This window comes from Ancylobacter vacuolatus, assembly GCF_030813595.1.
Lineage (GTDB): Bacteria > Pseudomonadota > Alphaproteobacteria > Rhizobiales > Xanthobacteraceae > Ancylobacter > Ancylobacter vacuolatus.
The window spans coordinates 56,840-81,560 of record NZ_JAUSUH010000004.1 but is presented as its reverse complement, the minus strand read 5'-3'; the positions used below and the strand labels follow the sequence as shown (position 1 = coordinate 81,560).

22 protein-coding genes are annotated in these 24,721 nt (G+C 65.4%); 10 read left to right on the top strand and 12 right to left on the bottom strand.

What is annotated here, in order from left to right:
• Positions 1–97: 97 nt before the first annotated feature.
• The 5 genes from J2S76_RS10835 to rpsF form a co-directional block, all read right to left on the bottom strand.
• Positions 98–1,357 (bottom strand): cyclopropane fatty acid synthase, encoded by a 1,260-nt coding sequence (locus tag J2S76_RS10835; RefSeq protein ID WP_307060338.1) that lies wholly within the window; start codon positions 1,355–1,357, stop codon positions 98–100.
• Between the two features lie 219 nt (positions 1,358–1,576).
• Entirely contained in the window at positions 1,577–2,152 is a 576-nt protein-coding gene (rplI, locus tag J2S76_RS10830; RefSeq protein WP_307060336.1) for a 50S ribosomal protein L9, read from the bottom strand.
• Between the two features lie 45 nt (positions 2,153–2,197).
• Complete coding sequence (locus J2S76_RS10825) at positions 2,198–3,154, bottom strand: DUF2232 domain-containing protein (protein WP_307060763.1); 957 nt, start codon at positions 3,152–3,154, stop codon at positions 2,198–2,200.
• Between the two features lie 138 nt (positions 3,155–3,292).
• Complete coding sequence (gene rpsR, locus J2S76_RS10820) at positions 3,293–3,562, bottom strand: 30S ribosomal protein S18 (RefSeq protein ID WP_018390316.1); 270 nt, start codon at positions 3,560–3,562, stop codon at positions 3,293–3,295.
• The gene (gene rpsF / locus J2S76_RS10815; protein ID WP_018390317.1) at positions 3,562–4,050 is read right to left on the bottom strand and encodes a 30S ribosomal protein S6; all 489 of its coding nucleotides are present in this window, start codon (positions 4,048–4,050) and stop codon (positions 3,562–3,564) included. Before rpsF ends, rpsR begins: the two co-directional genes overlap by 1 nt.
• Positions 4,051–4,490: 440 nt before the next feature.
• Between rpsF and fabD the strand changes: the two genes are divergently transcribed.
• From fabD to gmk, 7 genes are all read left to right on the top strand, one after another.
• Complete coding sequence (gene fabD, locus J2S76_RS10810) at positions 4,491–5,441, top strand: ACP S-malonyltransferase (protein WP_307060333.1); 951 nt, start codon at positions 4,491–4,493, stop codon at positions 5,439–5,441.
• 22 nt (positions 5,442–5,463) lie between these two features.
• Positions 5,464–6,201 carry a 3-oxoacyl-[acyl-carrier-protein] reductase gene (fabG, locus tag J2S76_RS10805; protein WP_307060332.1) on the top strand — a complete coding sequence of 246 codons (738 nt, stop codon included), beginning with the start codon at positions 5,464–5,466 and terminating at the stop codon, positions 6,199–6,201.
• A 227-nt stretch (positions 6,202–6,428) separates the two neighbouring features.
• The gene (locus J2S76_RS10800; protein ID WP_131834805.1) at positions 6,429–6,665 is read left to right on the top strand and encodes an acyl carrier protein; all 237 of its coding nucleotides are present in this window, start codon (positions 6,429–6,431) and stop codon (positions 6,663–6,665) included.
• A 73-nt stretch (positions 6,666–6,738) separates the two neighbouring features.
• Positions 6,739–8,001, top strand: a complete 1,263-nt coding sequence (fabF, locus tag J2S76_RS10795) for a beta-ketoacyl-ACP synthase II (protein WP_307060329.1) — start codon at positions 6,739–6,741, stop codon at positions 7,999–8,001.
• A 122-nt stretch (positions 8,002–8,123) separates the two neighbouring features.
• Positions 8,124–9,239, top strand: a complete 1,116-nt coding sequence (gene mltG, locus J2S76_RS10790; protein ID WP_307060327.1) for an endolytic transglycosylase MltG — start codon at positions 8,124–8,126, stop codon at positions 9,237–9,239.
• A gap of 88 nt (positions 9,240–9,327) precedes the next feature.
• Positions 9,328–10,215, top strand: a complete 888-nt coding sequence (locus J2S76_RS10785; protein WP_307060325.1) for a YicC/YloC family endoribonuclease — start codon at positions 9,328–9,330, stop codon at positions 10,213–10,215.
• Positions 10,216–10,220: 5 nt separating this feature from the next.
• Complete coding sequence (gene gmk / locus J2S76_RS10780; protein ID WP_307060323.1) at positions 10,221–10,883, top strand: guanylate kinase; 663 nt, start codon at positions 10,221–10,223, stop codon at positions 10,881–10,883.
• On the opposite strand, the gene rsmA is transcribed toward gmk, so the two are convergent.
• From rsmA to lptF, 6 genes are all read right to left on the bottom strand, one after another.
• Entirely contained in the window at positions 10,856–11,740 is an 885-nt protein-coding gene (gene rsmA / locus J2S76_RS10775) for a 16S rRNA (adenine(1518)-N(6)/adenine(1519)-N(6))-dimethyltransferase RsmA (protein ID WP_307060321.1), read from the bottom strand. The genes gmk and rsmA overlap by 28 nt on opposite strands.
• 9 nt (positions 11,741–11,749) lie before the next feature.
• Entirely contained in the window at positions 11,750–12,769 is a 1,020-nt protein-coding gene (gene pdxA, locus J2S76_RS10770) for a 4-hydroxythreonine-4-phosphate dehydrogenase PdxA (protein ID WP_307060319.1), read from the bottom strand.
• A gap of 7 nt (positions 12,770–12,776) precedes the next feature.
• On the bottom strand, positions 12,777–13,757 hold the full coding sequence (locus J2S76_RS10765; protein WP_307060317.1) for a peptidylprolyl isomerase: 981 nt from the start codon (positions 13,755–13,757) through the stop codon (positions 12,777–12,779).
• Between the two features lie 109 nt (positions 13,758–13,866).
• Positions 13,867–16,245 carry an LPS-assembly protein LptD gene (locus J2S76_RS10760; RefSeq protein WP_307060315.1) on the bottom strand — a complete coding sequence of 793 codons (2,379 nt, stop codon included), beginning with the start codon at positions 16,243–16,245 and terminating at the stop codon, positions 13,867–13,869.
• A 146-nt stretch (positions 16,246–16,391) separates the two neighbouring features.
• The gene (gene lptG / locus J2S76_RS10755) at positions 16,392–17,477 is read right to left on the bottom strand and encodes an LPS export ABC transporter permease LptG (protein ID WP_307060313.1); all 1,086 of its coding nucleotides are present in this window, start codon (positions 17,475–17,477) and stop codon (positions 16,392–16,394) included.
• A gap of 48 nt (positions 17,478–17,525) precedes the next feature.
• Entirely contained in the window at positions 17,526–18,686 is a 1,161-nt protein-coding gene (gene lptF, locus J2S76_RS10750; protein ID WP_307060311.1) for an LPS export ABC transporter permease LptF, read from the bottom strand.
• A 201-nt stretch (positions 18,687–18,887) separates the two neighbouring features.
• Between lptF and J2S76_RS10745 the strand changes: the two genes are divergently transcribed.
• The 3 genes from J2S76_RS10745 (at position 18,888) to J2S76_RS10735 (ending at position 22,528) form a co-directional block, all read left to right on the top strand.
• Complete coding sequence (locus J2S76_RS10745; RefSeq protein WP_307060309.1) at positions 18,888–20,396, top strand: leucyl aminopeptidase; 1,509 nt, start codon at positions 18,888–18,890, stop codon at positions 20,394–20,396.
• Positions 20,397–20,443: 47 nt separating this feature from the next.
• On the top strand, positions 20,444–20,890 hold the full coding sequence (locus J2S76_RS10740) for a DNA polymerase III subunit chi (RefSeq protein ID WP_307060306.1): 447 nt from the start codon (positions 20,444–20,446) through the stop codon (positions 20,888–20,890).
• A gap of 300 nt (positions 20,891–21,190) precedes the next feature.
• Entirely contained in the window at positions 21,191–22,528 is a 1,338-nt protein-coding gene (locus J2S76_RS10735) for a porin (protein ID WP_307060304.1), read from the top strand.
• A 271-nt stretch (positions 22,529–22,799) separates the two neighbouring features.
• Here J2S76_RS10735 and J2S76_RS10730 read toward each other — a convergent pair whose 3' ends face one another.
• A complete protein-coding gene (locus J2S76_RS10730) occupies positions 22,800–24,671 on the bottom strand; it encodes an ABC-F family ATP-binding cassette domain-containing protein (RefSeq protein WP_307060302.1) in 1,872 nt (623 codons plus the stop codon).
• Positions 24,672–24,721: the final 50 nt, after the last annotated feature.

The following is a 24,721-nucleotide window of genomic DNA, read 5'->3' as shown; positions in this document are numbered from 1 at the left end:
TACCCTGCCTATTTTGTCCTGTGGAGGGCCTGTGGAAAGCCGAATCTCGCTTGACGGGATTCCGCCACCGTTGCGGCCCGTCTGCTGTGGTGGCGGGCTACTCGCCCGCCAGCCGCAGGCCGGGGCGGCTCTGGTTTTCCATGTCACGCAGCGCGGCCTCGCCCTCGGCGATGTAGTTGCGAGTCAGCGGCACCACGCCCTCGCGCTTGGCGAGCTGAATCTGGAAGACCATCATTCCTTGGTGACGGAACGCCATTTCCGACGAGGCGAGATAGAACTCGAACATCCGCACGAAGCGCGGGTCGTACAGCCGTTCCACCTCCTCGCGATGGGCGAGGAAGCGTTCGCGCCAGGCCTTGAGCGTCTCGGCATAATGCAGGCGCAGGATCTCGATGTCGGTAACGAGCAATCCCGCCTTCTCCACCGCCGGCAGCACCTCGGACAATGCGGGGATGTAGCCGCCGGGAAATATATACTTGGCGATCCAGGGGTTGGTTATTCCGGGCCCTTCCGAACGTCCGATGGAGTGGATGAGGGCGACGCCATCCTCCTTCAGAAGCGCCGCTACCTTGGTGAAATACTCATCATAGTGGCCGACGCCCACATGCTCGAACATGCCGACCGAGACGATGCGGTCGAAGGGGCCGGGCACATCGCGATAATCCTGCAGGCGGAAGTCGGCGCGGCCGGACAGGCCCCGCTCCTCGGCACGCGAACGGGCGACGCCGAGCTGCTCCTGCGAGAGCGTGACGCCGGTGACGCGGGCACCCGCATGGCCGGCGAGATAGAGCCCCATCCCGCCCCAGCCGCAGCCAATGTCCAGCGTCGTGAGGTCTGGACGGTCAAAGAGCAGCTTGGCGGCAATGTGCCGCTTCTTGGCCAACTGCGCATCGTCGATCGACTGGCCTGGCGCCTCGAAATAGGCACAGGAATATTGCCGGTCGGCATCGAGGAACAGCGAGTAGAGCCGACCGTTGAGGTCGTAGTGATGGGCAACGTTCTTCTGCGAACGCTCCGGCGGATTGAACTGGGCGAGCCGGCGGAACAGGAAGCGCAGCCGCAGGAGAAACTGAGCGCTGGCGCTCGGCACCTGCAGCCCGACCTGCGACATCAGGACCGTGAGCACCTCGGCGATGTCGCCCTGTTCGACCACCATGCCGCCTTCCATATAGGCCTCGCCGAAGGTGAGTTCGGGGTCGAGGACGATCTGGCGTTGCCAGGCATTGGAGATGAAGCGGACGGCGAGGGGGGAGCCACTGCCGTCGCCGAAGACGGCACGGGCGCCGGAGGCGAAAGTGACGGCGAGGGAGCCACGGCGCACGATGCGCTCGAGGACCTTGGCGAGCAACCGTTCCATCGGCCAATCCCAAAGTACTGGCAGTCGCGACGACAAACCGCAAAGGCTCGTCTCCGCGGAAGACTGCCTGCCCATGCTCTGGGCATGTCTGCTATCTGCCACTCATTGCATCACAACATCTTCGGCCTCGCAACATGGCAAATACTGCCCTGGACGCAAAAAAGCCCGGCCGAAACCGGCCGGGCCACGCCTTTTGCCATGTGACCTAACGTAAAAGCTTCAGGCCTGCTCGGCCTCAGCCTCTTCGTCGGCCTCGACATCAGCTTCTTCCACGTAGACGTCCTCGTCCTCGTCCTCGTCATCGCGAACGACGCTGAGGTCCTCGCCGCGCGACTGGCGCTGGGCTTCCTCGGGGCTGCGGGCGACGTTGGCGCGGATCGACACCTCGACTTCGGGATGCAGCGTGACCGGCACGTCATGCACGCCGATGGTCTTGATCGGCTGGTTGAGGACGATCTGGCGACGCTCCACCGAGAAGCCGGCGGCGGTCAGGGCATCAGAGATGTCACGGGTTGAGACCGAGCCGTAGAGATGGCCGGTTTCGCCGGCCTGACGGACCAGAATGATCTCGGTGCCCTTCATCTTCTCGCCGACCTTGGCGGCCTCGGACTTGAGTTCGAGGTTGCGGGTCTCGAGCTGGGCCTTCATCGATTCGAAGCGCCCCTTGTTCTCCTTGGTGGCGCGCAGCGCCTTGCCCGAGGGCAGGAGGAAATTGCGGGCATAGCCGTCGCGCACGCGAACGACTTCGCCCATCTGGCCGAGCTTGGCGACACGCTCAAGCAGGATGACTTCCATTTCAGTTCTCCATTCAATGCGTCAAAGCGGAAAGGTTGAGTGAGTTCAGACGTCGTTGGCGGCCGGTGGGCACCCGGGCGGCCCGCCCCTTCGGAAGCGCTGGCGCACGCCGAACAGCGTTTCGGCGAGGCCCAGCAGCGCGAGCAGCGCGAAAGGCCAGCCGAGCGCGAGTGCGGCGATCCAGACGGTAGCGATCACCAGTGCGCGGCCGGCGGCGCCGCGGGTGATCCAGTGGATAGTGGCGAGCCCGATGAAGGCGAACGCCATGACCAGCGTGGAGGTCAGAAGCTGCGCCATCAGCCCGACGAAGCCGCCCGCCAGATTGGTGGCGATGAAGGTGCCGACGAGCAGCACGGCGACCGGACGCGGCACCGAGATCGTCGCGAGGTCCGGCCAGGGACGCATCAGCCGGCCGGAGACGCGGGCGATGTGCGCGGCAAGCCAGAGATTGCCGATCTGCGTCACCATAGTGACGACGGCGGCCGCCGGCGGCATCACAAGGACCAGCAGGTCCACCATCCGCTCGACATCCGCTCCGCCGGCGCCGGGGCTTTCCTCGAACATCGCCTGGAACAGCGTGCGCAGTGCCGCCTGGTAGCCCTCGACGCTTCCCGCCACCAGCGGGATCAGCGCGGCGACCGCCAGGCAGCCCAGAATGGCGGCGGCGAGCACCACGCGACCGATGGGGAACCATTCAAGCGGCGCGCCGGGCTGCGGCTCCCGGGCCATCAGCGCCAGATAGGAAAGCACATAGGCGGGAAGGCCGACGCCGGCGACATAGGCGAGGAGAAGCTCGACGCCGAAGAACACGCCAATGGCGACGGCCGCCGCCGAGGCGGCGATCAGCGCCGAGACATGCGTCCAGCCGAGTCCGACGATCAGCACCGGCAGCGGAGCGAGATAGAAGAGGGGGAGCGCAAGCGGGCTGCCGGTCGCAACGGTGGCGACCAGAAGCGCGGATGCCGCGCCGGCACCGAGCGCTATGAGCCAGTTTTGAATCATCGACACGCTGTCCCGCCCTTAGCGGTTAGGGATGGATCACAGTCCAGCCCAGCCAAGGCCGCCGGAAGCCCGGGGCCTGTTGTCATACCACTTTACGAAGCGTCCCCGGCCGTGGCCGGGGACGAAGGCGCTACGCGATCAGCGGATCACGAAGGGCAGCAGGCCGAGGAAGCGCGCGCGCTTGATCGCCTGGGCCAGTTCGCGCTGCTTCTTGGCCGAGACGGCCGTGATGCGCGAGGGAACGATCTTGCCGCGCTCGGAAATGTAGCGCTGCAGCAGTCGCACGTCCTTGTAGTCGATCTTCGGCGCGTTGGCGCCGGAGAACGGGCAGGTCTTGCGACGGCGGAAGAAGGGGCGACGGGCGCCCGAGGTGTTTGCGGCTGCGCCGCCGGTGCCACCGAAAGCCATCACTCAGTCTCCACGCTGGCCGGAGCCTCTTCGCGGTCACGGCGCGGGCCGCGATCGCCACGATCACCACCACGGTCGCCGCCGAAGCTGCGCCCGCCGCCGCCGAAGCCGCGATCACCGCCGAAGCCGCGATCACCGAAGCCACGATCGCCACGATCGTCGCGGTCGCGCTTCTGCAGCATGACCGACTGGCCTTCTTCGAGCTCTTCGACGCGAACGGTGATGAAGCGCAGAATGTCTTCATCGATACGCATCTGGCGCTCCATCTCGGCCACGGCGGCCGGCGGGGCGTCGATGTTGAGCAGCGAGAAATGCGCCTTGCGATTCTTGCGGACGCGATAGGTGAGGGTCTTCACACCCCAATACTCGACCTTGGGGACCGAGCCGCCATTCGCTTCCAGCACGCCCTTGAAGCGTGCCGTGAGTTCCTCGACCTGCTGCGCCGTTACATCCTGGCGCGCGAGGAACACGTGCTCATAAAGAGCCATGTTTCGTGCCTTTCCTATGTTCCGCACTATTGCGGCCATCGTCCCGACGCCGAGCCCTTCGAGCCCGGAAAGGCTCGAATATTCTCGAAGGCGGGGACACGGGACGACGCGAATCCTCGGATACGCTGCCACGCTCGGCAAAAAGCCATGCGAAACCGTCCGTTCAGCCCCCGGCCGGGACCGACAGTGCGCGGGCTTATACGCCAAAAGAGCAGGAAATCAAGGGTTCGACCGCATTGCGGTGCCGCAGGGATGGGCGCCGACGCGACGATGGAAACACGTTGAGAGAGTTCCTCCATATCGGCGCACCATGCATTTACAATGACAAGATGTCCGAGGGCCGGCCGACACCCGACGGCCGCGCCCTTGCAGCTTGACATGGGACGCAGGGCGTTGTTCCTGCGCCCGCCAATTCAAAGAGGAATGGATATCGCAACGTCATGAGCATCGCTTTCGTTTTCCCCGGTCAGGGCAGCCAGGTCGTCGGCATGGGCAAGGCCCTCGCCGACCAGTTCCCGGTGGCGCGCGCGGTGTTCGACGAAGTCGATGCGGCGCTGGGCGAAAAGCTCTCCGCCATCATGTGGGACGGGCCGATCGAAACCCTGACACTGACGGCGAACACCCAGCCGGCCCTGATGGCCGCCTCTCTTGCCGCGCTGCGCGTGCTGGAAGCCGAAGCCGGGCTCGATCTCGCCCGTGACGCGGCCTTCGTTGCCGGCCATTCGCTGGGCGAATATTCGGCGCTTGCTGCCGCCGGCTCGCTCTCCATTGCCGATACAGCGCGGCTGCTGCGCCTGCGCGGCACGGCGATGCAGGCGGCGACACCGGTCGGCACGGGCGCCATGGCGGCGATTCTGGGCCTCGACTTCGACAAGGTCGCAGCGGTTGCCGCCGAAGCGGCTGAGGGCGAGGTCTGCGACATCGCCAATGACAATGCGCCCGGACAGGTTGTCGTCTCCGGCAATGCCGCCGCTGTCGAGCGCGCCTGCGAGGTCGCCAAGCGCGAGGGCGCGTCGCGCGCCATTCTGCTGACCGTTTCAGCGCCTTTCCATTGCCGCCTCATCGCCTCCGCCGCCGAAGCCATGCGCGAGGCACTGGCCGGCGTTGAGGTTCACGCGCCGCGCGTGCCGCTGGTTGCCAATGTGACGGCGGCCCCCGTCAGCGCGCCCGACGAGATTCGGGCGCTTCTGGTTCGCCAGGTTACGAGCACGGTTCGCTGGCGCGAATCCGTGGCCTTCATGGCCGAGCAGGGGGTGACCCGGCTCGTCGAGGTCGGCACCGGCAAGGTGCTGGCCGGCCTCACCAAGCGCATCGCCCGTCAGGTGGCCGCCGTCAGTATTGGCGCGCCCGAGGACGTCGCCGCCTTCGCCGCAGCACCGGCGCAGGCTTGAGACAGCAATCCAGGAGGTTCCCATGTTCGATCTGACGGGGAAGACGGCACTCGTCACCGGCGCCACCGGCGGGATCGGCGGAGCCATCGCCAAGGCGCTGCACGCGCAGGGCGCCACGGTGGCGCTCTCCGGTACACGCCGCGAGGTTCTTGAAGCGCTCGCCGCTGAGATGGGGGAGCGCACCCATGTAATTCCCTGCGACCTCTCGAATATCGAGCAGGTGGAGCAACTGGTCCCGCAGGCCGAGGAGGCCATGGGTGACATCGACATTCTGGTCAACAATGCCGGCATCACCCGCGACGGCTTGTTCGTGCGGCTGACCGACGAGATGTGGGATACGGTGATCGCGGTGAACCTCACCGCCGGCTTCCGCCTGACCCGGGCCGCTGCTCGCTCGATGATGCGCCGGCGCACCGGCCGCATCATCGGCATCACCTCCGTGGTGGGCGTGACCGGCAATGCCGGGCAGGGCAATTATGCCGCCGCCAAGGCCGGCATGATCGGCATGTCCAAGGCGCTTGCCAAGGAAGTGGCGGCGCGCGGCGTGACGGTGAACTGCATTGCCCCGGGTTTCATCGCCACGCCGATGACCGAGGTGCTCAACGACAAGCAGAAGCAGGCGATTCTTTCCGCCGTTCCGGCCGCGCGGCTGGGCTCGCCGGAGGATATCGCGACTGCCGCCGTCTATCTCGCCTCCAGCGAGGCGGGCTATGTCACCGGGCAGACGCTGCATGTGAATGGCGGAATGGCCATGATCTGATGAGGCCCACCCAGAGCGCTGTTAACCCGTGCTTTGCGGTGCTGGTTTTGGCGTTTGAAGTGTGCTAACAGCCGCCTCGGCTCACAGGGTTGAACTCCGCAACTTCATTGCGGAAATGTTCGAGACATCCTGTAATCGGGGCAAAAAAGCAGGCCGCCAACACCGCGTTCGCGCGGGGGCCAAATGGTATAACGTAGCAACCTCCGGATACGGACGAGGGTGAACCGATGAGCGATATTGCCGAGCGCGTGAAGAAGATTGTAGCCGAGCATCTGGGCGTCGAGCCCGAGAAGGTTACCGAGAATGCGAGCTTCATCGACGACCTCGGCGCCGACAGCCTCGATACGGTCGAGCTGGTCATGGCCTTTGAAGAAGCCTTCAACTGCGAGATTCCGGACGACGCCGCCGAAACGATCCTGACGGTCGGCGACGCCATCAACTTCCTGGAAAAGAACGCGGCCTGATTGCCGCTCTCGCGCGCTGCGGCGGTTCTTCCGTCGCAGCGCCTACCGATCTGAAGTGCTCCGGAGATATCGGATGAGGCGCGTCGTCGTTACCGGCCTCGGCATGGTGACGCCGCTCGGATGCGGCGTCGACATTACCTGGCAACGTCTGCTTTCCGGAAAGAGCGGTGCCGGCCGCGTCGAGAACTTCGACGTCTCCGACCTGCCGGCCAAGATTGCCTGTCAGCTGAAGCGCGGCGACGGCACCGACGGCACCTTCAATCCCGACCAGTGGATGGAGCCGAAGGAACAGCGCAAGGTCGACGACTTCATCATTTATGCGATGGCTGCGGCCCGGCAGGCGCTGGACGATGCCGACTGGCATCCCACATCCTATGAAGACCAGTGCGCCAGCGGCGTGCTGATCGGCTCCGGCATTGGCGGGCTTCAGGGCATCGCCGAAACCGCTCTGCTGCTGCAGGAACGCGGGCCTCGGCGCGTTTCCCCCTTCTTCATTCCCGGCCGCCTGATCAATCTGGCAGGCGGCTATGTGTCGATCGAGCACGGCCTCAAGGGGCCGAACCATGCGGTCGTCACGGCCTGTTCCACCGGCGCGCATGCCATTGGTGATGCGGCCCGCCTCGTGGCCTTCGGCGATGCCGACGTGATGGTCGCGGGCGGCACCGAATCGCCGATCAACCGGCTGGCGATGGCGGGCTTTGCGGCCTGCCGGGCACTGTCCACGAGCTACAACGACACCCCCGAAAAGGCGTCGCGCCCCTATGACAGGGATCGCGATGGCTTCGTCATGGGTGAGGGGGCGGGCGTCGTGGTGGTCGAGGCGCTGGAGCACGCTCTCGCGCGCGGCGCCAAGATCTATGGCGAGATCGTCGGCTACGGCCTGTCGGGCGACGCCTATCACATCACCGCGCCTTCCGAGGATGGCGACGGCGCTTTCCGCTGCATGACGGCGGCGCTGAAGCGGGCGGGCATCACCCCGGCAGAGATCGACTACATCAACGCCCATGGCACCTCGACCATGGCGGACGAGATCGAACTCGGCGCGGTGCAGCGCCTGCTCGGGAACAGCGCCGCAACGGTCTCGATGTCGTCCACCAAGTCCGCCATCGGCCATCTTCTGGGTGCGGCCGGCGCGGTGGAGGCGATTTTCTCGCTGCTGGCGATCCGAGACCAGATCGCCCCGCCGACGATCAACCTCGACAATCCGTCGATTGAGACACCCATCGATCTTGTGCCGCACACCCCGCGTGAGCGGCGGATCGATTATGCGCTGTCGAACTCCTTCGGTTTCGGCGGCACCAACGCCTCCGTGGTCTTCAAGCGCTACGCGCACTGAACGCGGCGGTGCGAACGCTGGGGAATCGCGGCCCTTAGGGCAGCGGGTTTCCCGCTTTCGCCATCTTTTCGGGTAGTCTGCCAGTGCGTTGCGCTGCCCGCGAACGCTAGGCGAGGCCCCCGATGACCGATCCGATCTCCCCGACGCCGGGAAAGCCCCCCGACCTGCACAAGGCGTCGCGCCGAGCGAATCATCCCCTCGTCGTCGCCGGCAGCATGGTTTTCACGCTCCTGATCGTCGCCATCGTCCTGGGTGGCGGTGCACTGTGGATCGGCAAGGAGCGCTTCTACGCACCCGGTCCGCTCACAGCGGACAAGGCGGTGATTGTGCCGAACGACTACGGCGTGATCGACATTGCCGATCTCCTGCTCAAGCAAGGCGTCATCGACGACAAATGGGTGTTTGTCGGCGCGGCGGTCGGCACCCGCGCCTCCGGCAAGCTGAAGGCCGGCGAGTACGCCTTCGCCTCCGGCGCCTCGATCCAGCAGGTGCTGGACACCATCGTCTCCGGCCGGGTGATCGAATACACCGTCACCATCCCCGAGGGACTGACCAGCGACCAGATCGTCGAGCGGCTTCTGGAAATAGCGGAACTGTCGGGAAATGTGCGTCAGGTGCCGCGCGAGGGCAGCCTGATGCCGGATACCTACAAGGTCACGCGCGGTACATCGCGCGAGGATGTGCTGCGCCGCATGGCCCGCACACAGGACGCGACGCTGAAGGAAATCTGGGAGAAGCGCGACACTTCCCTGCCGCTGAAGTCGCCCGAGGAGCTGGTGATTCTCGCCTCCATCGTCGAGAAGGAAACTGGCGTTCCCGAGGAGCGGGCCGAGGTGGCTGCGGTATTCATCAACCGGCTCAACAAGAAGATGCGCCTTCAATCGGACCCGACGATCATCTATGGGCTGGTGCGTGGCAAGGGCCGGCTGGAGCGTCCGCTGACGCGCACCGACATCACCTCGCCGACGGCGTTCAATACCTATACGATCCCGGCCCTGCCGCCGGCACCGATCGGCAATCCTGGCCGTGCCTCGCTAGAAGCCACCGCACGTCCGGCAAAGAGCGACAATCTTTATTTTGTCGCCGATGGTACGGGCGGGCACGCCTTCGCCGCCACACTGGACCAGCACAACAAGAATGTGGCGCGATGGCGCCAGATCGAGCGCGAGCGCAAGGTGGACCCGTCGGCGCAGCCGGCCGGCACCTCGGGCACGACGGGCGCCACCGCCGTCGACTGAGGCCAATGACTCTCCGCTGCCGGCTTGAGGCTGGCGGCGCCCCCCGTTATGGTCCGCCCGCCGTCTGGGGACGGGGCAGGGGGATGGCATGACGCTGGCCAGCATGACGGGTTTCGCACGCACGCAGGGCATCAACGGCGCGTGGAGCTGGGCCTGGGAACTCAAATCGGTCAATGGCAAGGGCCTTGATGTCCGCCTGCGACTGCCCGGGGGCTGGGATGGCGTGGAGGCGGGCCTCAAGCAGTCCGCCGCGCGCGTGCTGTCGCGCGGCAACGTCAACGCCAATCTCTCGCTCACCCGCGCCGACCCCGAGGTCAGCGTGCGCGTCAACGAGCATGTGCTGCGCACCATCGCGCAATCGGTGCGCCGCGTCTCCGAGGAGCTCGGCGCGCCGCCGGTGCAGCTTGAAAGCCTCATCGGCCTGAAGGGCGTGCTGGAAATCAGCGAGGCGCAGGAGAGCGAGGCGACGCGGGCGGCGCTGGAGGCGGATGTCGTCGCCGGCTTCCAGCAGGCCCTCGCCGAACTCGCCACTATGCGCGGGCAGGAAGGCGCCGCTCTCGGCATCGTGCTCAGTGAGCGGCTCGACGGCATCGCCGCGCTTACCGCTGCCGCCGAGGCCAACCCGTCCCGCCGACCGGAGGCCATCCGTGCCAAGCTCGCCGATCAGCTGCGGGTGCTGATGGATACCGGCGCCAGCTTCGATTCGGACCGGCTGCATCAGGAAGCGCTGATGATGGCGTCGAAGGTCGATGTCCGCGAGGAACTGGACCGGCTGGTGGCCCATGTCGCCGCCGCCCGCGCCATGCTGGCGGAAGGCGGGGCCATCGGCCGCCGCCTGGATTTTCTCGCCCAGGAATTCAACCGTGAAACCAATACGCTGTGCTCCAAGGCCAATGACGTGTCCCTGACTGCCATCGGGCTTGAGCTGAAGGGGCTGGTCGAACAGTTCCGCGAGCAGGTCCAGAACATCGAGTGAGCGCCATGACCAGCCCTTCCCAGATTTCCGTCGTCCGCCGCGGGCTGATGCTGGTGCTGTCCTCCCCTTCCGGGGCAGGTAAGTCCACACTGGCGCAGATGCTTCTGAGGGAGCACCCCGAGATGCATCTGTCTGTCTCAGTGACGACGCGCGAGCGTCGCCCGAGCGAGATCGAGGGCATCCATTATCAGTTCATCAAGCGCGAGCGCTTCGAGAAGATGCGCGATGCCGGCGACCTGCTGGAATCGGCAGAGGTGCATGGCAATTTCTATGGTACGCCGCGCGAGGCGGTGGAGAACGCGCTTGCTGCCGGCAAGGATGTGCTTTTCGACATCGATTACCAAGGCACGCTTCAGCTCTATGAGAAAATGCGGTCGGACATTGTCGGCGTCTTCATCCTGCCGCCCTCGGCCGGCGAGCTAAAGACGCGGCTGGAGCGCCGGGCGGAGGACGCATCGGGCGTGATCGAGAAGCGGCTGAAGAACGCGCGCACCGAGATCGCCCACTGGCGCGAATATGACTACGTGCTGGTGAATGAGGACCTGAACGCGACCTTCATCAATCTTCAGGCGATCCTGGCCGCCGAGCGCCTGCGTCGAGAGCGCCAGCTCGGCCTGCCGCCGATCGTCGAGCGGCTCGATCAGGAACTGGCGACGCTGACATCCTGACCGGCGCCCGCGCGGCGCATCGCCATCCATTCATTGGCGAGGGCGACGAAGCCCTCGACCGTCACACGCTCGGCGCGTTCGGTCGGGGCGATGCCCGTCGACTCCAGTAGGGCGCCCGTATCGACGCCGAGGCTCTTGAGGCTCTGGCGCAGCATCTTGCGGCGCTGGCCGAAGCCGGCCTCGGTGACGCGCTCCAGCGCCTGCAGCGAACAGGGCAGGGGCGTCTGGCGGGGCACGATGTGCACCACCGACGACGTGACCTTGGGCGGCGGCACGAAGGCCGAGGGCGGTACGTCGAAGGCGATGTAGGCCTGCGCCCGCCAGCCGGTCAGCACGGCGAGACGGCCATAATGGTCCTCCCCCGGTGCGGCGACGATGCGCTCGGCCACTTCGCGCTGGAACATCAGTGTCAGGCTCGCATACCAGGGCGGCCAGGGATCGGCCGAGAGCCAGCCGACCAGGAGCGGCGTACCGACATTGTAGGGCAGGTTGGCGATGATGACGGCGCGCTCGTCCGGCGCGAGAAGAGCGCGATAGTCCGTCTGAAGCGCGTCGCCTTCGATGATCTCCAGCCGACCCGGATAATGCGCCGCCACCTCGGCCAGCGCCGCCACACAGCGCGCGTCGCGCTCGATGGCAATCACGCGCCGCGCTCCGAGCGCGAGGATCGCCCGGGTCAAGCCGCCGGGGCCGGGGCCGACCTCGATCACGGTCAGCCCGTCGAGCCGGCCAGCCGTGCGGGCGATCTTCGAGGTGAGGTTAAGGTCCAGCAGAAAATTCTGGCCGAGCGACTTCAGCGCCGACAGCCCATGATCCCGGATGACGTCGCGCAGCGGCGGCAGGCTGTCGATGCTCATCTGCTGGCCTCAGCCTTCCGCCCGCGCGGCATCGCGCGCGCTGAGCCGGTGCGCCAGAAGCAGCGCCTCGATCAGGCTGGAGGGATCGGCACGCCCGGTGCCGGCGAGGGCGAATGCCGTGCCATGGTCCGGCGAGGTACGTATGAAAGGCAGCCCCAGGGTGACGTTGACGGCGCGATCGAAGGCGAGGGCCTTGGCCGGCGCCAGGACCTGGTCGTGATAAGCGCCGATGGCGGCATCATACGTCGCGCGGGCGGCGGGATGGAAAAGCGTGTCCGCCGGCAGCGGCCCGCGCGCATCGATCCCCTCCTGCCGCAGCGCCGCCACGGCGGGGCGGGTTACGTCCTCGTCCTCGCGCCCGAGCGTGCCGTCCTCGCCCGCATGCGGGTTCAGTCCGCAGATGGCGAGGCGGGGGGCTCCGATGCCGAAGCGATGCCTCAGGTCATGAGCGGTGATGCGGGCGGTTTCGATGAGCAGCTCGCGGGTGAACAGGCGCGGCACGTCGGCGAGAGGCACATGGATCGTGGCGGGGACGACGGCGAGGTCGGGCGACCAGATCATCATTACCGGGCGTCGCGCCGGCGGGCCTGCGAGATAGGCGAGATACTCGGTGTGACCGGGAAAGGCAAAGCCATCGGCATACAGGACGGCCTTGGAGATCGGGTTTGTCACTACCGCCGCCGCACGCCCGGCCTTTACCAGCGCCACGGCGCTGTCAATCGCCGCACAGGCGGCAGGTGCGCTGGAGGCATTCGGCTCGCCCGCGGCAGCGGTCGCCGCCGGGCCGGCTGGAACGACGGGCAGGGCGGTGGGAAACCATGCAGCGGCGTCTTCGGGCGTGCATTCCCGCAAGGGCACGGCGAGGCCGAGAGCTTCGGCCCGGCGACGGAGCAGGCCGGCATCGCCGGTCACGAAGAAGGGTGGCAAAGCCCGTGCGTCGCGCATGAGCCAGGCCGCGAGGGTGATGTCGGGACCGATGCCGGCCGGCTCGCCCAAGGTCAGTGCCAAAACAGGCGAAGGGCGTGCCATCGGCCGATCAGCGATACTGGATCATGGCGGACTTGCGGGCATCGTCCAGCAGCTTCTTGGAGACCGCGTCGAACTGCTTGTTCTCAAGCTCGGTACGGACCTCGCGCTTCTGCGCGCTTTCGCCGACCACCTCGCGCCGATTGCAGATGGCGATCATCTCTATGCCGGCGCGGGTGACTTCCGGCGCGGTCATCTGGCCGACCGGCGTATCGTCCATGACCTTGCGTACCGGCGCGCTCATGTCGGCCGAGGTGCGGATGACCGGATCTCGGACCACGGTTTCGCGCATGGCGCGGGCGGTCTGGACACCCGTTTCGCAATCGGTGAACTGCTTGCGCAGGCTGTTGGCCTCCGCCATGCGCTGCGAACGCTCGCCGGGATTGGCCGTGCGGCCCACCACGAGGACGATCTGGCGCACTGTATACTCGGTGGTGCGCTGGGCGCGGGTCAGGTCCTCGCCCTTCGACTCCAGCGCCGCGAACACGTCGGAATCGCGGATCGTCGCGGCAGAGGAGAAACGGCCGCGGACATAGTTGTTCCAGACATAGTCGGCCCGCATCTTCGTCTTGAGCATGCTGGCGTCGAGGCCGGACTGCGCCAGCGCCTGGGTCAGCTGCTCCGGCGAGCGGCCGCTTCGGCTACCCATGCGGGCGAACATCTTCTCGATCTCGTCCTTGTCGGCGGTGACACCGAACCGCTCGGCAGTGACAATCTTCAGACGCTGGTCGATCAGCTCTTCCAGCGCTTCCTTCTGCGAGAGATTCCGGCGCTCGGTGAGCTGGGCAAGCTTGATGCGCTGGGAGACATCGAAGCTGGTGATGGGCTGCCCCTGCACCAGGACGAGTATCTGCTGGGCTTTGGCGGGCGCGGGCGGAAGCGTGATGACGGCGACGACCGCGCAGCCGAGAACCAGCGCGGGGGTGATCAGTCCCACGACGCGACGACGACCGGCGCGCCAGCCATCCCGTATCCAAGACCGTCCGAGCATTTTCTCTCCACTCTACCTGTCGGTCAGACGAAGGGAATTCGCTCCACTGCGTCCTCGCCGATCCGCGATGTTCTCGTCGGCGGATGTGGCATCAATGCGACGCCGCTGCCTAATCGTTGCTGCTGGCCGATCCGACCTGCGTCGAGAACCCGGCTTCGCCCAGCGTCTTCAGCGTGAAGGTGACAAGAACCGTATCGACCCGCTCGCGATTTCCACTTTCAGTGTAGTCCGAACGATAGCTGAGGGCGATGCCGAAGCACTCGTCGATATAGGAGATGCCGAACATCGTGTAGTCGATCTCGTCGAGATTGAGATTGTAGCGCGCGGCCGCCCGAAGGTTCCAGTTCTCGTTCAGCTTCAGTGTGCCGGTGCCGAGAATGCCTTCGCGCTCCTCATAATAGCCGAGCAGGGGCTGCGCCGTGTAGAGGCCGTAAAGGGCGGACACGGTGAGGTGCTTGCTCAGAGTCGCCCGGCCCTCGACCTCATAGCGCTCGACCGACCAGTCGTCATTGTCAAAGCGGAAGCGGTTGATGAGCGAGAACTTGTCCGTCGGCTGGTAATACAGACGGGCGACATAGTCGGAGGCGTCGTCCTCAAGGCCGGACTCGGCACCCGTATTGGCCATGTCGTAATTGGCGTAGGAGTTGACGCCGAAGATCTGGTAGGACTGGCCGAACAGGGCGTTGATCTGGCCGCCATCGTTGAAGTTGGCAGTGTACTGGATGCCCACATTGGCGCGGCCGCCGCCTTCCACGCGGTCATAGCCGGAATATTTGCTGATCTCGAACAGGTTGGTGTCGTCGAAGATCAGGCTCTGCGCGTCTTCATTCGGGAACTGGCCGATATCGGTCTCGTCCGGGCGGATGATGACCTGGGCGATCGGCTCGATGGTCTGCGTGCCCCAGCTCTGCACGGCGATGAAGGGGTAGCGGTATTCCAGGCCGACCGCCGGCATGGCACGGATCAGCTGGTTGTCGCCGCCGGTTCCGAGCCAAGGCTCGTCGGCCGCCTGGGCCTGCACCGAGGCCACGTCGAGCTGCATGTTGAAGAACGGCGTCCAGGTCTGGCCGGCGGTGTCGATGAAGGTCCGGCGCCAATCCACGACGCCCGACAGGCGCGAATAGCTGCCCACCATGCCGCGCATCAGGCAGGCATCCCGCACGCTCGTGCCCGGCGGAATCCGCGACAGGTCGCATTGATTGGTCGGGCCGTTGTAGAATTCGGGAACCAGAGGCGCGTAGGCCGCTGAGGTGGCCCGCAGGTCGATCTCGTTGCGCGTCAGGCTGGTGAAGTTGATGTCGTAGCTGAACTGCCCGCCGAACACCGAATCGTCCAGCGTTTTGCTGTAGTCGAGCACGGGATGGATGACCGGCTGCTGGCCTTCCACGTCATAGGAGGTGAGGCCGGTGAAATACATCGCCCGCAGATCAAAATATGAGCGGTCACCCTGGCCGACGAGGTAGATCTGCGAGGTGACCTCACGGGTCGTCGCGTTGATAAGGTTGTAGTCCTGGAGGAAGGTTTGGTCTGACATCAGCCAGCCGTCCCAGCCCCAATACCAGTTCTCGTTGATGTTGAACCGGCCGTGCGTCTCGACCACACCGCGCTGGTCGCGGTAGCCGGGCTGCGGCCCCACGACGTTGCTGTTAAGGAACTCGCCCTTGTCCTGCTGGTCGATACCCGCAGCGCGGATGCTGTAGCTGCCCGTTTCCAGCCGGTGCCGGAACTCAGCGTCGAGCAGTACGCCCTGCTTGGAGACGATCATCGGCGAGAACGTCACGTCCATATTGGGCGCGATGTTCCAGAAATAGGGAATTGTCGCGCCGTAGCCGATCTCGGAAGTGCTCACGAATTGCGGGATCAGGAAGCCGGACTTGCGCTTCACCGTCGGATCGGGCGCTTCGAGATAGGGAACCCACGCGATCGGGATGCCGAGGAACTCAATCCTGGCATCCTCGAAATAGATCATCTGTTCCTTTTCTTTATGGATGATCTTTGCGGCCTTCACCTGCCACATCGGCGGCTTCTGCGGATTTTCCTTACAGGGTTCGCAGGGCGTGTAGGCGCCACTGGTCAGGACGGTCGTGTCGCCATTCTCGCGGTCGGCGCGGGCGGCGACGAAATGCATGTCGTCGGGCGAATCGATGCGCAGCGAGTTGACGAAGCCGTTGCTGAAGTCCTGCGACAGGTCGAGGTTGTCGGCGGCGATGACCGTGCCATCCTTGTCCTTCAGCCGCACGCCCCCTTCGGCACGCAGCCGGTTGGCGGTGCGGTCATAGACGACTCGTCGCGCTTCCAGGACCGCGCCGTCATAATAGATCTGGACGTTGCCTTCCGCGATCACCTCGTTGCGGGTGTTGTCGTAGACAAGCTCGTCCGCCGTCACGAGCATCTTCGCATTAGGATCGGTCTGGCGCGTGACAAGGCCGCCAGCGAGGCCAGCTGGCTGCGCCGCCGCCGGAGACGAACTCGTCTGGGCAGCATTCATTTGGGCATGTGCAAACGTCGCCGGGCCGAAGGCGACCAACGCAACGGAGCCTGCTCCGATAATCGACGCACAGACAGACCGGCGCAGGCGACGTCTCAGTCGCGGGATCGCCGAATCTGCCTGGCCGGCTATCACGTTGCCGACCTTCATCCGTCCTCCCGGTGAAGCAGGATGAGAATGCCCATCAATGCTCCTACGCCCGCTGGAAACCACGCTGCTATAATGGGATGCACAATCCCGGCCTCACCGAGGTCCTCGGCGAGCTTGGTGAAAACATAAAGCAGAAAGCCGGCCGCGACGCCACCGAGAATCGTCTGGCCGATGCCGCCGAACCGGAACACGCGCAGGCTCACCGAGGCGGCAATGAGCACCATCGCCAGCAGCAGCGCGGGTCGCGCCAGCAGGCTTTGATATTGCAGCCGGTAGCGTTCCGCACCAAATCCGACCCGAGTCGCGGCATCGATGGCGGCGGGCAGATCCCAGAACGGCACGGTCTCGCTTTGCAGCGATTCTTGCACCTGATTGGGCGTGAGATTGGTGGCCAGCATGTACACGTCGTACTCCTGCAAACCTATTGCAGGAGTTAATACGCGCGCATTTTCCAGCCGCCAGGCGCCGGGATCGAGCACGGCGCGGCGGGCCTCGATCCGCTCCAGCAGTTTGTCGTGCGTGTCGAAGAGGAAGACGTTGACGCCGGTGAGCTCGCGCCCGCCATCGCTGGTGGCTGCCGCCTGGATGATGGCCTGCCCGTCAACGCTCTGCTGGCGGAGCCAGAAGCCACTGCGACCTGCCGCGAACAGGCCAGTTTGACGGTTGAAGATCTCGGCTTCCAGCCGGCTTGCCCGCTCCTTGAACACGGCCGAAACCGGATTGTAGACGGTTGTTGAAAACGTACCCAGCGCGAGGGCGATCAGCGCCGCAGGGGCGATGAACTGCCAGGCCGAAATGCCGGCCGCGCGCGCCACGACCAATTCAAGCCGCCGCGATAGCGTGAGGAAGGTCCCGATCGCGCCGAACAGCACGGCGAAGGGCAGCAACTGCTCGGTGAAGAACGGCATGCGGTAGAACACAAGCAGCAGCAGCGTGCCGAAGTCGACATCCCGCTCGCCGACGCGACGGGACAATTCGAGCAGGTCGATGAGCATGATCAGGCTGGCGCAGCCGAAAAAAATGCCCATCACCGAGGTGATGAACCGCCGCCCGAAATAGAATCCCAGCGTGCGCCCGATCATGTCGACGCTCCGCTGGCGGTGATTTCTTCGTGATCGCGCATCGGCGGCTCAGTTCACGGTGGCGCGTACGACGCGCTGGGCGAGGCGATCGATCCTTATGCGAATCGCTTCCGGCATGCGCGGCTTGAAACGCCCGCTCAGCGAGGCCATCGCACCGATGATGAACAGGGTCGGCACAAGATAGACCACGGGGATAAGGGCGGGTTCGCTGCGGACCTGGTTGATCAGCCCGAAGCTCGTGATCTGAAGGAAGATGATGAAGGGTGCTGTGCCGGCCAGCGCCAGGCCTCGCCCCTCGCGCGTGGTGCGCGGCTCCGCCAGCGCCGCACAGGCGATCGCGAAGAAGGCAAGCACATAGAGCGGTAGCGACAGGCGTCGATGAAGCTCCTCGGTGAAACGTCCCGTCCCTTCGATCTTGACCACCAGATCCTTCGGGTCGGGGCTCCACAGGTCGTGGAAGGGCCGCTCGGGCGCACGATAGACGGTCGGCTCGCCGCTATTGGTGAAGGGCGACAGATCGAAAGCATAGCGCTGGAACTCGACGACATTGCTGTCCGCCTTGCCGGGAGTTCGCCGGTGGATGGCGCCCTCTTCGAGAACCAGGAACGTGCCCTCGGCGGAGTCGATCACTTGGCCGCGCTCGGCAAGATAGGTGTTCACTTCCTTGGGGTCGCGCGCATCGTTTATGAAGATGCCGCCCAACACGCCGTTGGCATTGCGCTCGCGCACATGGAACACCATGCCCTGCGACAGTGTGGTGAACCGGCCCGGCTGGGCGATGAACGCGACGACATCTGCGCGCACCCTGGTAATCTCATAGCGGAACTGGCGCATGGCCGCCGGCACGATTTCGATCGAAAGCGCGGCGCAGCACGCGGCCACCACCACCGCGAGAATGACCAGTGGGCGTAGGAAGCGCCAGGTTGAGATTCCGGCCGCGCTCGCCACCACGATTTCAGAATCGCTGTTCATGCGGAAAAGCGTCTGCGCCACCGCCATGAAGAGCGCCGCTGGCGCGAGGCCGAGGATGAGGGCGGGCAAGGCGAGGGCGGTGATGACCACGAACGCAAGAATCGTCTGGCCCTGCGAGGTCATGATGTCGAGCTCGCGCAGGGCCTGCGTCACCCAGATCATAGCGGTAAGTACCAGCAGCGTTCCGAGAAAGGCCGTGGCGGCCGAGCGGAACACATAGCGATCCAGGCGGTTCATCGAGCGGCGTATCCTGATCCCTGTCGGTGACTGCCCGCTGCCCCGGCGTGGCCATGCTTGCGCACGATGCATAATTGGCTGAGCGTTCCGGCGCAAATCGGGCGGAGCTGCGTTGACCCCGAGGCCCGTTTGAGGCTCGTCCCCCGTCGCGCATTCGGCTAAAGAGAGACGAACAGAGCCGCGTCCAATCAAGGTGCCCCGATGCCCGACCATGTAAAGATCAGTTTTGCCAAGTTGCCGGCCACTCTTGAAGGGCTCGTCGTCCTCCTCGCAGCCGAGCCGGCAGAGGGGGAGGCACCGGCCTTCGCGCCGTCCGTCGACGCGCTTCTGGCGCCGGCCGCATCCCTCGTCGCGCGCGCGATGCAGGCGGATCGCTTCACCGGAAAAACCGGCAAGGGGCTCGAGATCCTGGCGCCGACGGGGCTCGACGCGTCCCGCCTCATCGTCATGGGCGTCGGCAAGGCGGCCAACCTTAAGACCTTCGACTGGCTCAAGCTCGGCGGGGCGATCATGGGCCGCCTGCCGGCCTCAGCCAAGGATGTGAACGTGGTCCTGGCGCTGCCGGGCGGCGAGGTGCCGGGCGAGGCGGCCGCCGAGCTGGCGCTTGGCCTGCGTCTGCGCGCCTATGCCTTCGACCGCTACAAGACGAAAAAGAACCCGGATGAAGCGACGGCGAAGCCGAAGGTGACTCTTTATATAGAGGACGATGCCGCGGCCAAGCGGGCGTGGAAGAAGCGCGAGGGCATCGGTGAGGGCGTGGTGATCGCCCGTGATCTGGTGAACGAGCCGGCCAATGTGCTCACCCCCACCGAATTCGCCAAGCGCGCCGGCGACCTCGCCAAGGTCGGCGTCGATGTCGAGGTGCTGGGCGAGAAGGACCTGAAGAAGCTCGGCATGGGCGCGCTGCTCGGCGTCGGCCAGGGCTCCGGCGAGGAGAGCCGCGTCGTGGTGATGCGCTGGAACGGCGGCAAGGCCGGCGAGGCGCCGGTGGCCTTTGTCGGCAAGGGCGTCGTGTTCGACACCGGCGGCATCTCGATCAAGCAGGCCGCCGGCATGGAGGACATGAAGGGCGACATGGCAGGCGCCGCCTGCGTCGTCGGCCTAATGCACGCACTGGCGAGCCGTAAGGCGAAGGCCAATGTGGTGGGCCTGATCGGCCTCGTCGAGAACATGCCCGATGGCAAGGCGCAGCGCCCGGGCGACATCGTCACCTCGATGTCCGGCCAGACCATCGAGATCATCAATACCGACGCCGAGGGCCGGCTCGTGCTTGGCGATGTGCTCTGGTACGCCAAGGAGCGCTTCAAGCCGCAATTCATGGTGGACCTCGCCACGCTTACCGGCGCCATCATCGTCGCTCTCGGCACCGAGCATGCGGGCCTGTTCTCCAACAACGACTCGCTGGCCGAACGGCTGACCGATTCCGGGCTGACGACGGGCGAGAAGGTGTGGCGCCTGCCGCTTTCCGCCGACTACGACAAGCTCATCGATTCGAAGTTCGCTGACATGAAGAACACCGGCGGGCGCTTCGGCGGCTCGATCACCGCCGCGCAGTTCATCCAACGCTTCGTCGGCGACGTGCCGTGGGCGCATCTCGACATTGCCGGCACCGCCATGTCCTCGCCCGCCACCGAGTTCAACCGCAGCTGGGGTTCGGGCTGGGGCGTGCGCCTGCTCGACGATCTGGTGGCGCGTCACTACGAATCGTGACGCCCGCTTTCCGGCGGCCGCGCGGGCAGGGATAGGGAGCGCGTTTCATGAGCGAAGTGTTCTTCTATCACCTGCAAAGCCGGCCGCTCGACGCCGCCTTGCCCCAGCTCCTGGAGAAATGCCTGGAGCGGGGATGGCGGTGCGCGGTGCAGACGACCTCCCCGGAGCGGGTCGAGGCGCTGGATACTCTCCTCTGGACCTATGACGAGAGTTCGTTCCTGCCGCATGGCACCGACCGCCAGGCCGAGCCTGCGCGCCAGCCGATTCTCCTCACGACTGACGAATCAAATCCCAACGGCGCCGTCGTCCGCTTCCTGATCGACGGCGCCGCGATTCTCGATCCCGGCGCCTATCAGCGGGTGATCCACCTGTTTGACGGCAACGATTCCGACGCCGTCGCACCTGTTCGGCAGGCCTGGCGCGACGCGCGTGCCGGCGGGCACGAGGTGACCTACTGGCAGCAGGACGCCGAGGGGCGCTGGCAGCGGCGCTGATTGGGGCCCCGCAAAGGCGCCTCGTGCCACAATTGCCGCGCCCGTCCTCTCATACGCACCCGTTAATCCCTGATTTACCAACGCTTTTCGCGAGGCGGGGACGGGTCCCGCTCAGGAATGGGGTGGCGTGAAAATTGTGTCTCGATGGCAACACTTCGTTGCGGAATGGGCAAGAGGGGCCCTTTGGTACCACTTTGGCTTTGCACCGCCCGGTGGTTTCGAACAGTATCGCTGTGGGTGCCGCGCCGTGCGGCGGGTCCTGACAATTGAAAACCCAACATTGGTCCAATTTGGGGGAGAATGAAATTGAAGACGGTCATTAAGAATGTGCTGCTCGGTTCGGTTGCCGGGCTTGCTATGGTCGGGACTGCTGCGGCGGCCGATCTGCCTGTGAAGGCGAAGGCTGCGGAATATGTGAAGATCTGCTCCACCTACGGCGCGGGCTTCTATTACATCCCCGGCACCGACACCTGCCTCAAGGTCGGCGGCTACGTGACGGCCGACACCTACTACACCGACATCGACTTCAAGGCGAGCGTTGCCACTCCGCTCGGCTACGCCTCGGTCTCCGATGATCCGGATGGCCAGAGCTACTTCCTGACCCGCGTTGGCGTTCAGCTCGACGCCCGCACGCAGACCGAATACGGCACCCTGCGTTCGTACTTCGAAGGCCGCTTCAATGCGGGTGAAGATTACGGCTTCGGTCAGCAGATCACGACCGGTGACTTCAGCTTCAGCGATGGTGCGCGTAACCAGGCTGTCCTGAAGTATGGCTACATCCAGTTCGCTGGCTTCACCTTCGGTATGGCCACTTCGGCGTTCGACTTCTGGGCCGGCGACGGCTGGCAGGGCATTCAGCCGGGTTCGTACTATTCGGACGCCACGCTGAACGTCATCCAGTACACCGCTGACTTCGGCAACGGCTTCTCGGCGACCATCGCCCTCGAAGACTCCTACGGCCGTGAAGACGAGTTCGCGAACTTCTCTGAGCTGAGCGGTCAGCAGGTTCCCGATATCGTCGCCAACATTGCCTATGAAGGCACGTGGGGCGCGTTCAAGCTGTCGGGTGCCTGGCACCAGATCGGCGACTGGAACCCGCTCGTTGGTCCGGATGAAGACGTTGCTCTCTTCAACAGCAACGATGACTCCGGCTGGGCCGTCCTCGCCGGCGTGCGCTTCGACTTCGCTGAGACCACCACCCTGTACGTCGAAGGCGCTTACTCCTCGGGCGCTCCGGGCTATCTCGGCCTCGCCGGCACCATCCCGGTCGTCGACGCGTTCGGCAATGCGGTTTCCGGCTGGTACGTCGGCGGCGCTCTGATCCACTACTGGACCCCCTCGGTGTTCACCACCCTGGTCGGCAGCTACACCCAGAGCGACAACTTCTCGGTTGGTTACGACCTTCTCGGCGAAGACGATGGCATCGACGGCATCGCCTCCACCGACTTCACCGGCTACAACGTCGGCGTCAACATCGGCTGGATCCCGGTCAAGGGCCTGACCCTCGTCCTCCAGTACGACTACCTGAGCGCCGAATACCAGGGCTCGGACTACCTCTATGGTCCGGTCACCCCGCTCGCTTACTCCGCCGAAGCCACGCAGAACCGCGTGACCTTCTCGGCCAAGCGCAAGTTCTGATCTCTTCTGAGATCGGCTCTACGGAAAGCCCCGGCCTTGTGCCGGGGCTTTTTGCTTTTGGGGTGGCCTTCGAAACGACGCGCCTTCAGGCACCGGCGCGTGCCTTCGTGCTGCCGGGCTGAAAATGGCTGATTGGGGAATGGGGAAGCGCGGAGCCGAAGAGTTTTAGGCCGGGACTGGGTCTCGACATTTGTCCGCGCAACGGCTTGCGGCTCCCCCAAGGGACTCCGTACCGCCCAGCCGGGATTTCGGTATGGTGGTGGCTCAGCGCCTAGGACGTGGTCGCCTCATCGAGGCTGGCGGAAGCGTGCAGCCAGTCTTCTTCCGCCTTGGCGAGAGTTTCGGCCGCTACCGTCCGCTCCCGGGCAAGACGCTGGGCCTCCAGCGGCGCCCGCGTATAGAGCGTGTCGTCGGCGAGCTTGGCATCGAGCGTGGCGATACTGCGCTCGAGCTTGACCATCGCCGCCTCCAGCTCCTTGATCCGCTTGCGTAGCGGAGCCGTCTCCGTGCGCCGGTCGGCCGCCTGCCGCCGCTCGTCGGCCCGGGTACCGGAAGCCTCCTTACGCGAGGACGACGCGCTGCGACCGACGACAAGCTTCTGGTACTCGTCGAGATCGCCGTCATAGGGACGCACCGTCCCCTCCGCCACCAGCCACAACCGTTCGGCGGAGGCGTCTAGCAGGGTACGATCGTGACTGATGAGGATGACGGCGCCAGGAAAATCGTTGATCGCCTCGGTCAATGCCTGCCGGGCGGCGATGTCGAGATGGTTGGTCGGTTCGTCCAGAATGAGCAGATGCGGCCCGTGAAAGGCGGCAAGGCCGAGCAGCAGCCGCGCCTTCTCGCCGCCGGACAGCGCCGCGATCGTGGTATTGGCCGTGGGCCCGGAAAAGCCCATTTCCGCCGCGCGCGCGCGCACCTTGGCCTCCGGCGCCTCCGGCATCAGCCGGCGCACATGGTCATAGACCGTCTCATCGGCGACCAGTTCGTCCAGCTGGTGCTGGGCGAGATAGGCGATTTCCAGTCCGGCAGCCCGCACCATCGTTCCGCCCAGCGGCGCCAGCCGGCCGGAAATCAGCTTTGCAAACGTGGACTTGCCGTTTCCGTTCGGGCCGAGGAGGGCGATGCGATCGTCATGGTCGATGCGCAGCGTCAGCCCGCGCAGGATCGGCTTTCCCGGCTCATAACCGGCCGACACGCCATCGAGGGTGAGGATGGGCGGCGAGGGAATGCGCTCGGGATGGCGGATCGAGATCGCCGCCGCCTGCTCGCTGGTGGCCTCGGCGATCGGTGCCATGCGGGCCAGCGCTTTTAGCCGGGACTGAGCCTGCTTGGCTTTGGTCGCCTTGGCGCGGAAGCGCTCGACAAAGGCTTCCATATGCTTGCGCTTGGCTTCCTGCTTCGCCCGCGCCTTCTGGTCGACCACCAGCTTTTCGGACCGCTGCCGTTCGAAGGAATCATAGCCGCCGCGCCAGAGTGTGAGCTTTCCCTGGTCGAGATGCAGGATGAACCCCACGGATTCGTTGAGCAATTCCCGATCATGGCTGACGATGAGCACGGTGCGGGGATAGCGGGCGAGGAAGTCCTGCAGCCACAGCGTGCCTTCGAGGTCGAGGTAATTGGTCGGTTCGTCCAGCAGCAGCAGGTCCGGCTCGGCAAAGAGCAGGGCGGCGAGCGCCACCCGCATGCGCCAGCCGCCGGAGAATTCCGAACAGGGGCGCTGCTGGGCTTCATCGTCGAAGCCGAGGCCGGCGAGGATGCGCGCGGCACGGGCCGGGGCGGCGTGGGCGTCGATGTCGACAAGGCGCAGCTCGATCTCGGCAATGCGCGCGGGATCCGTGGCATTCTCGCGTTCCGCCAAGAGCTTGGCACGCTCAGTGTCGGCCGCGAGCACCACGTCGATCAGCTTCTCGGGGCCTGCAGGGGCCTCCTGCGCCACCTGACCGATGCGGGCCGCCGTGGGAATGCGGATGTCGCCGCTCTCCAGTTCCAGATCGCCGGTGATGGCGCGGAACAGCGTGGTCTTGCCGGTGCCGTTGCGGCCGACAAGGCCGATCCGCGCGCCTTCCGGCAGCGCTACCGAGGCGTGGTCGATGAGAAGCCGGCCGGCAATGCGGAGCGAAATGTCGTCGAGGATGATCATGCCCGTCTTGTGCCGCGCCACGCGCCGCCGGGCAAGAGAGACGGCGGTTT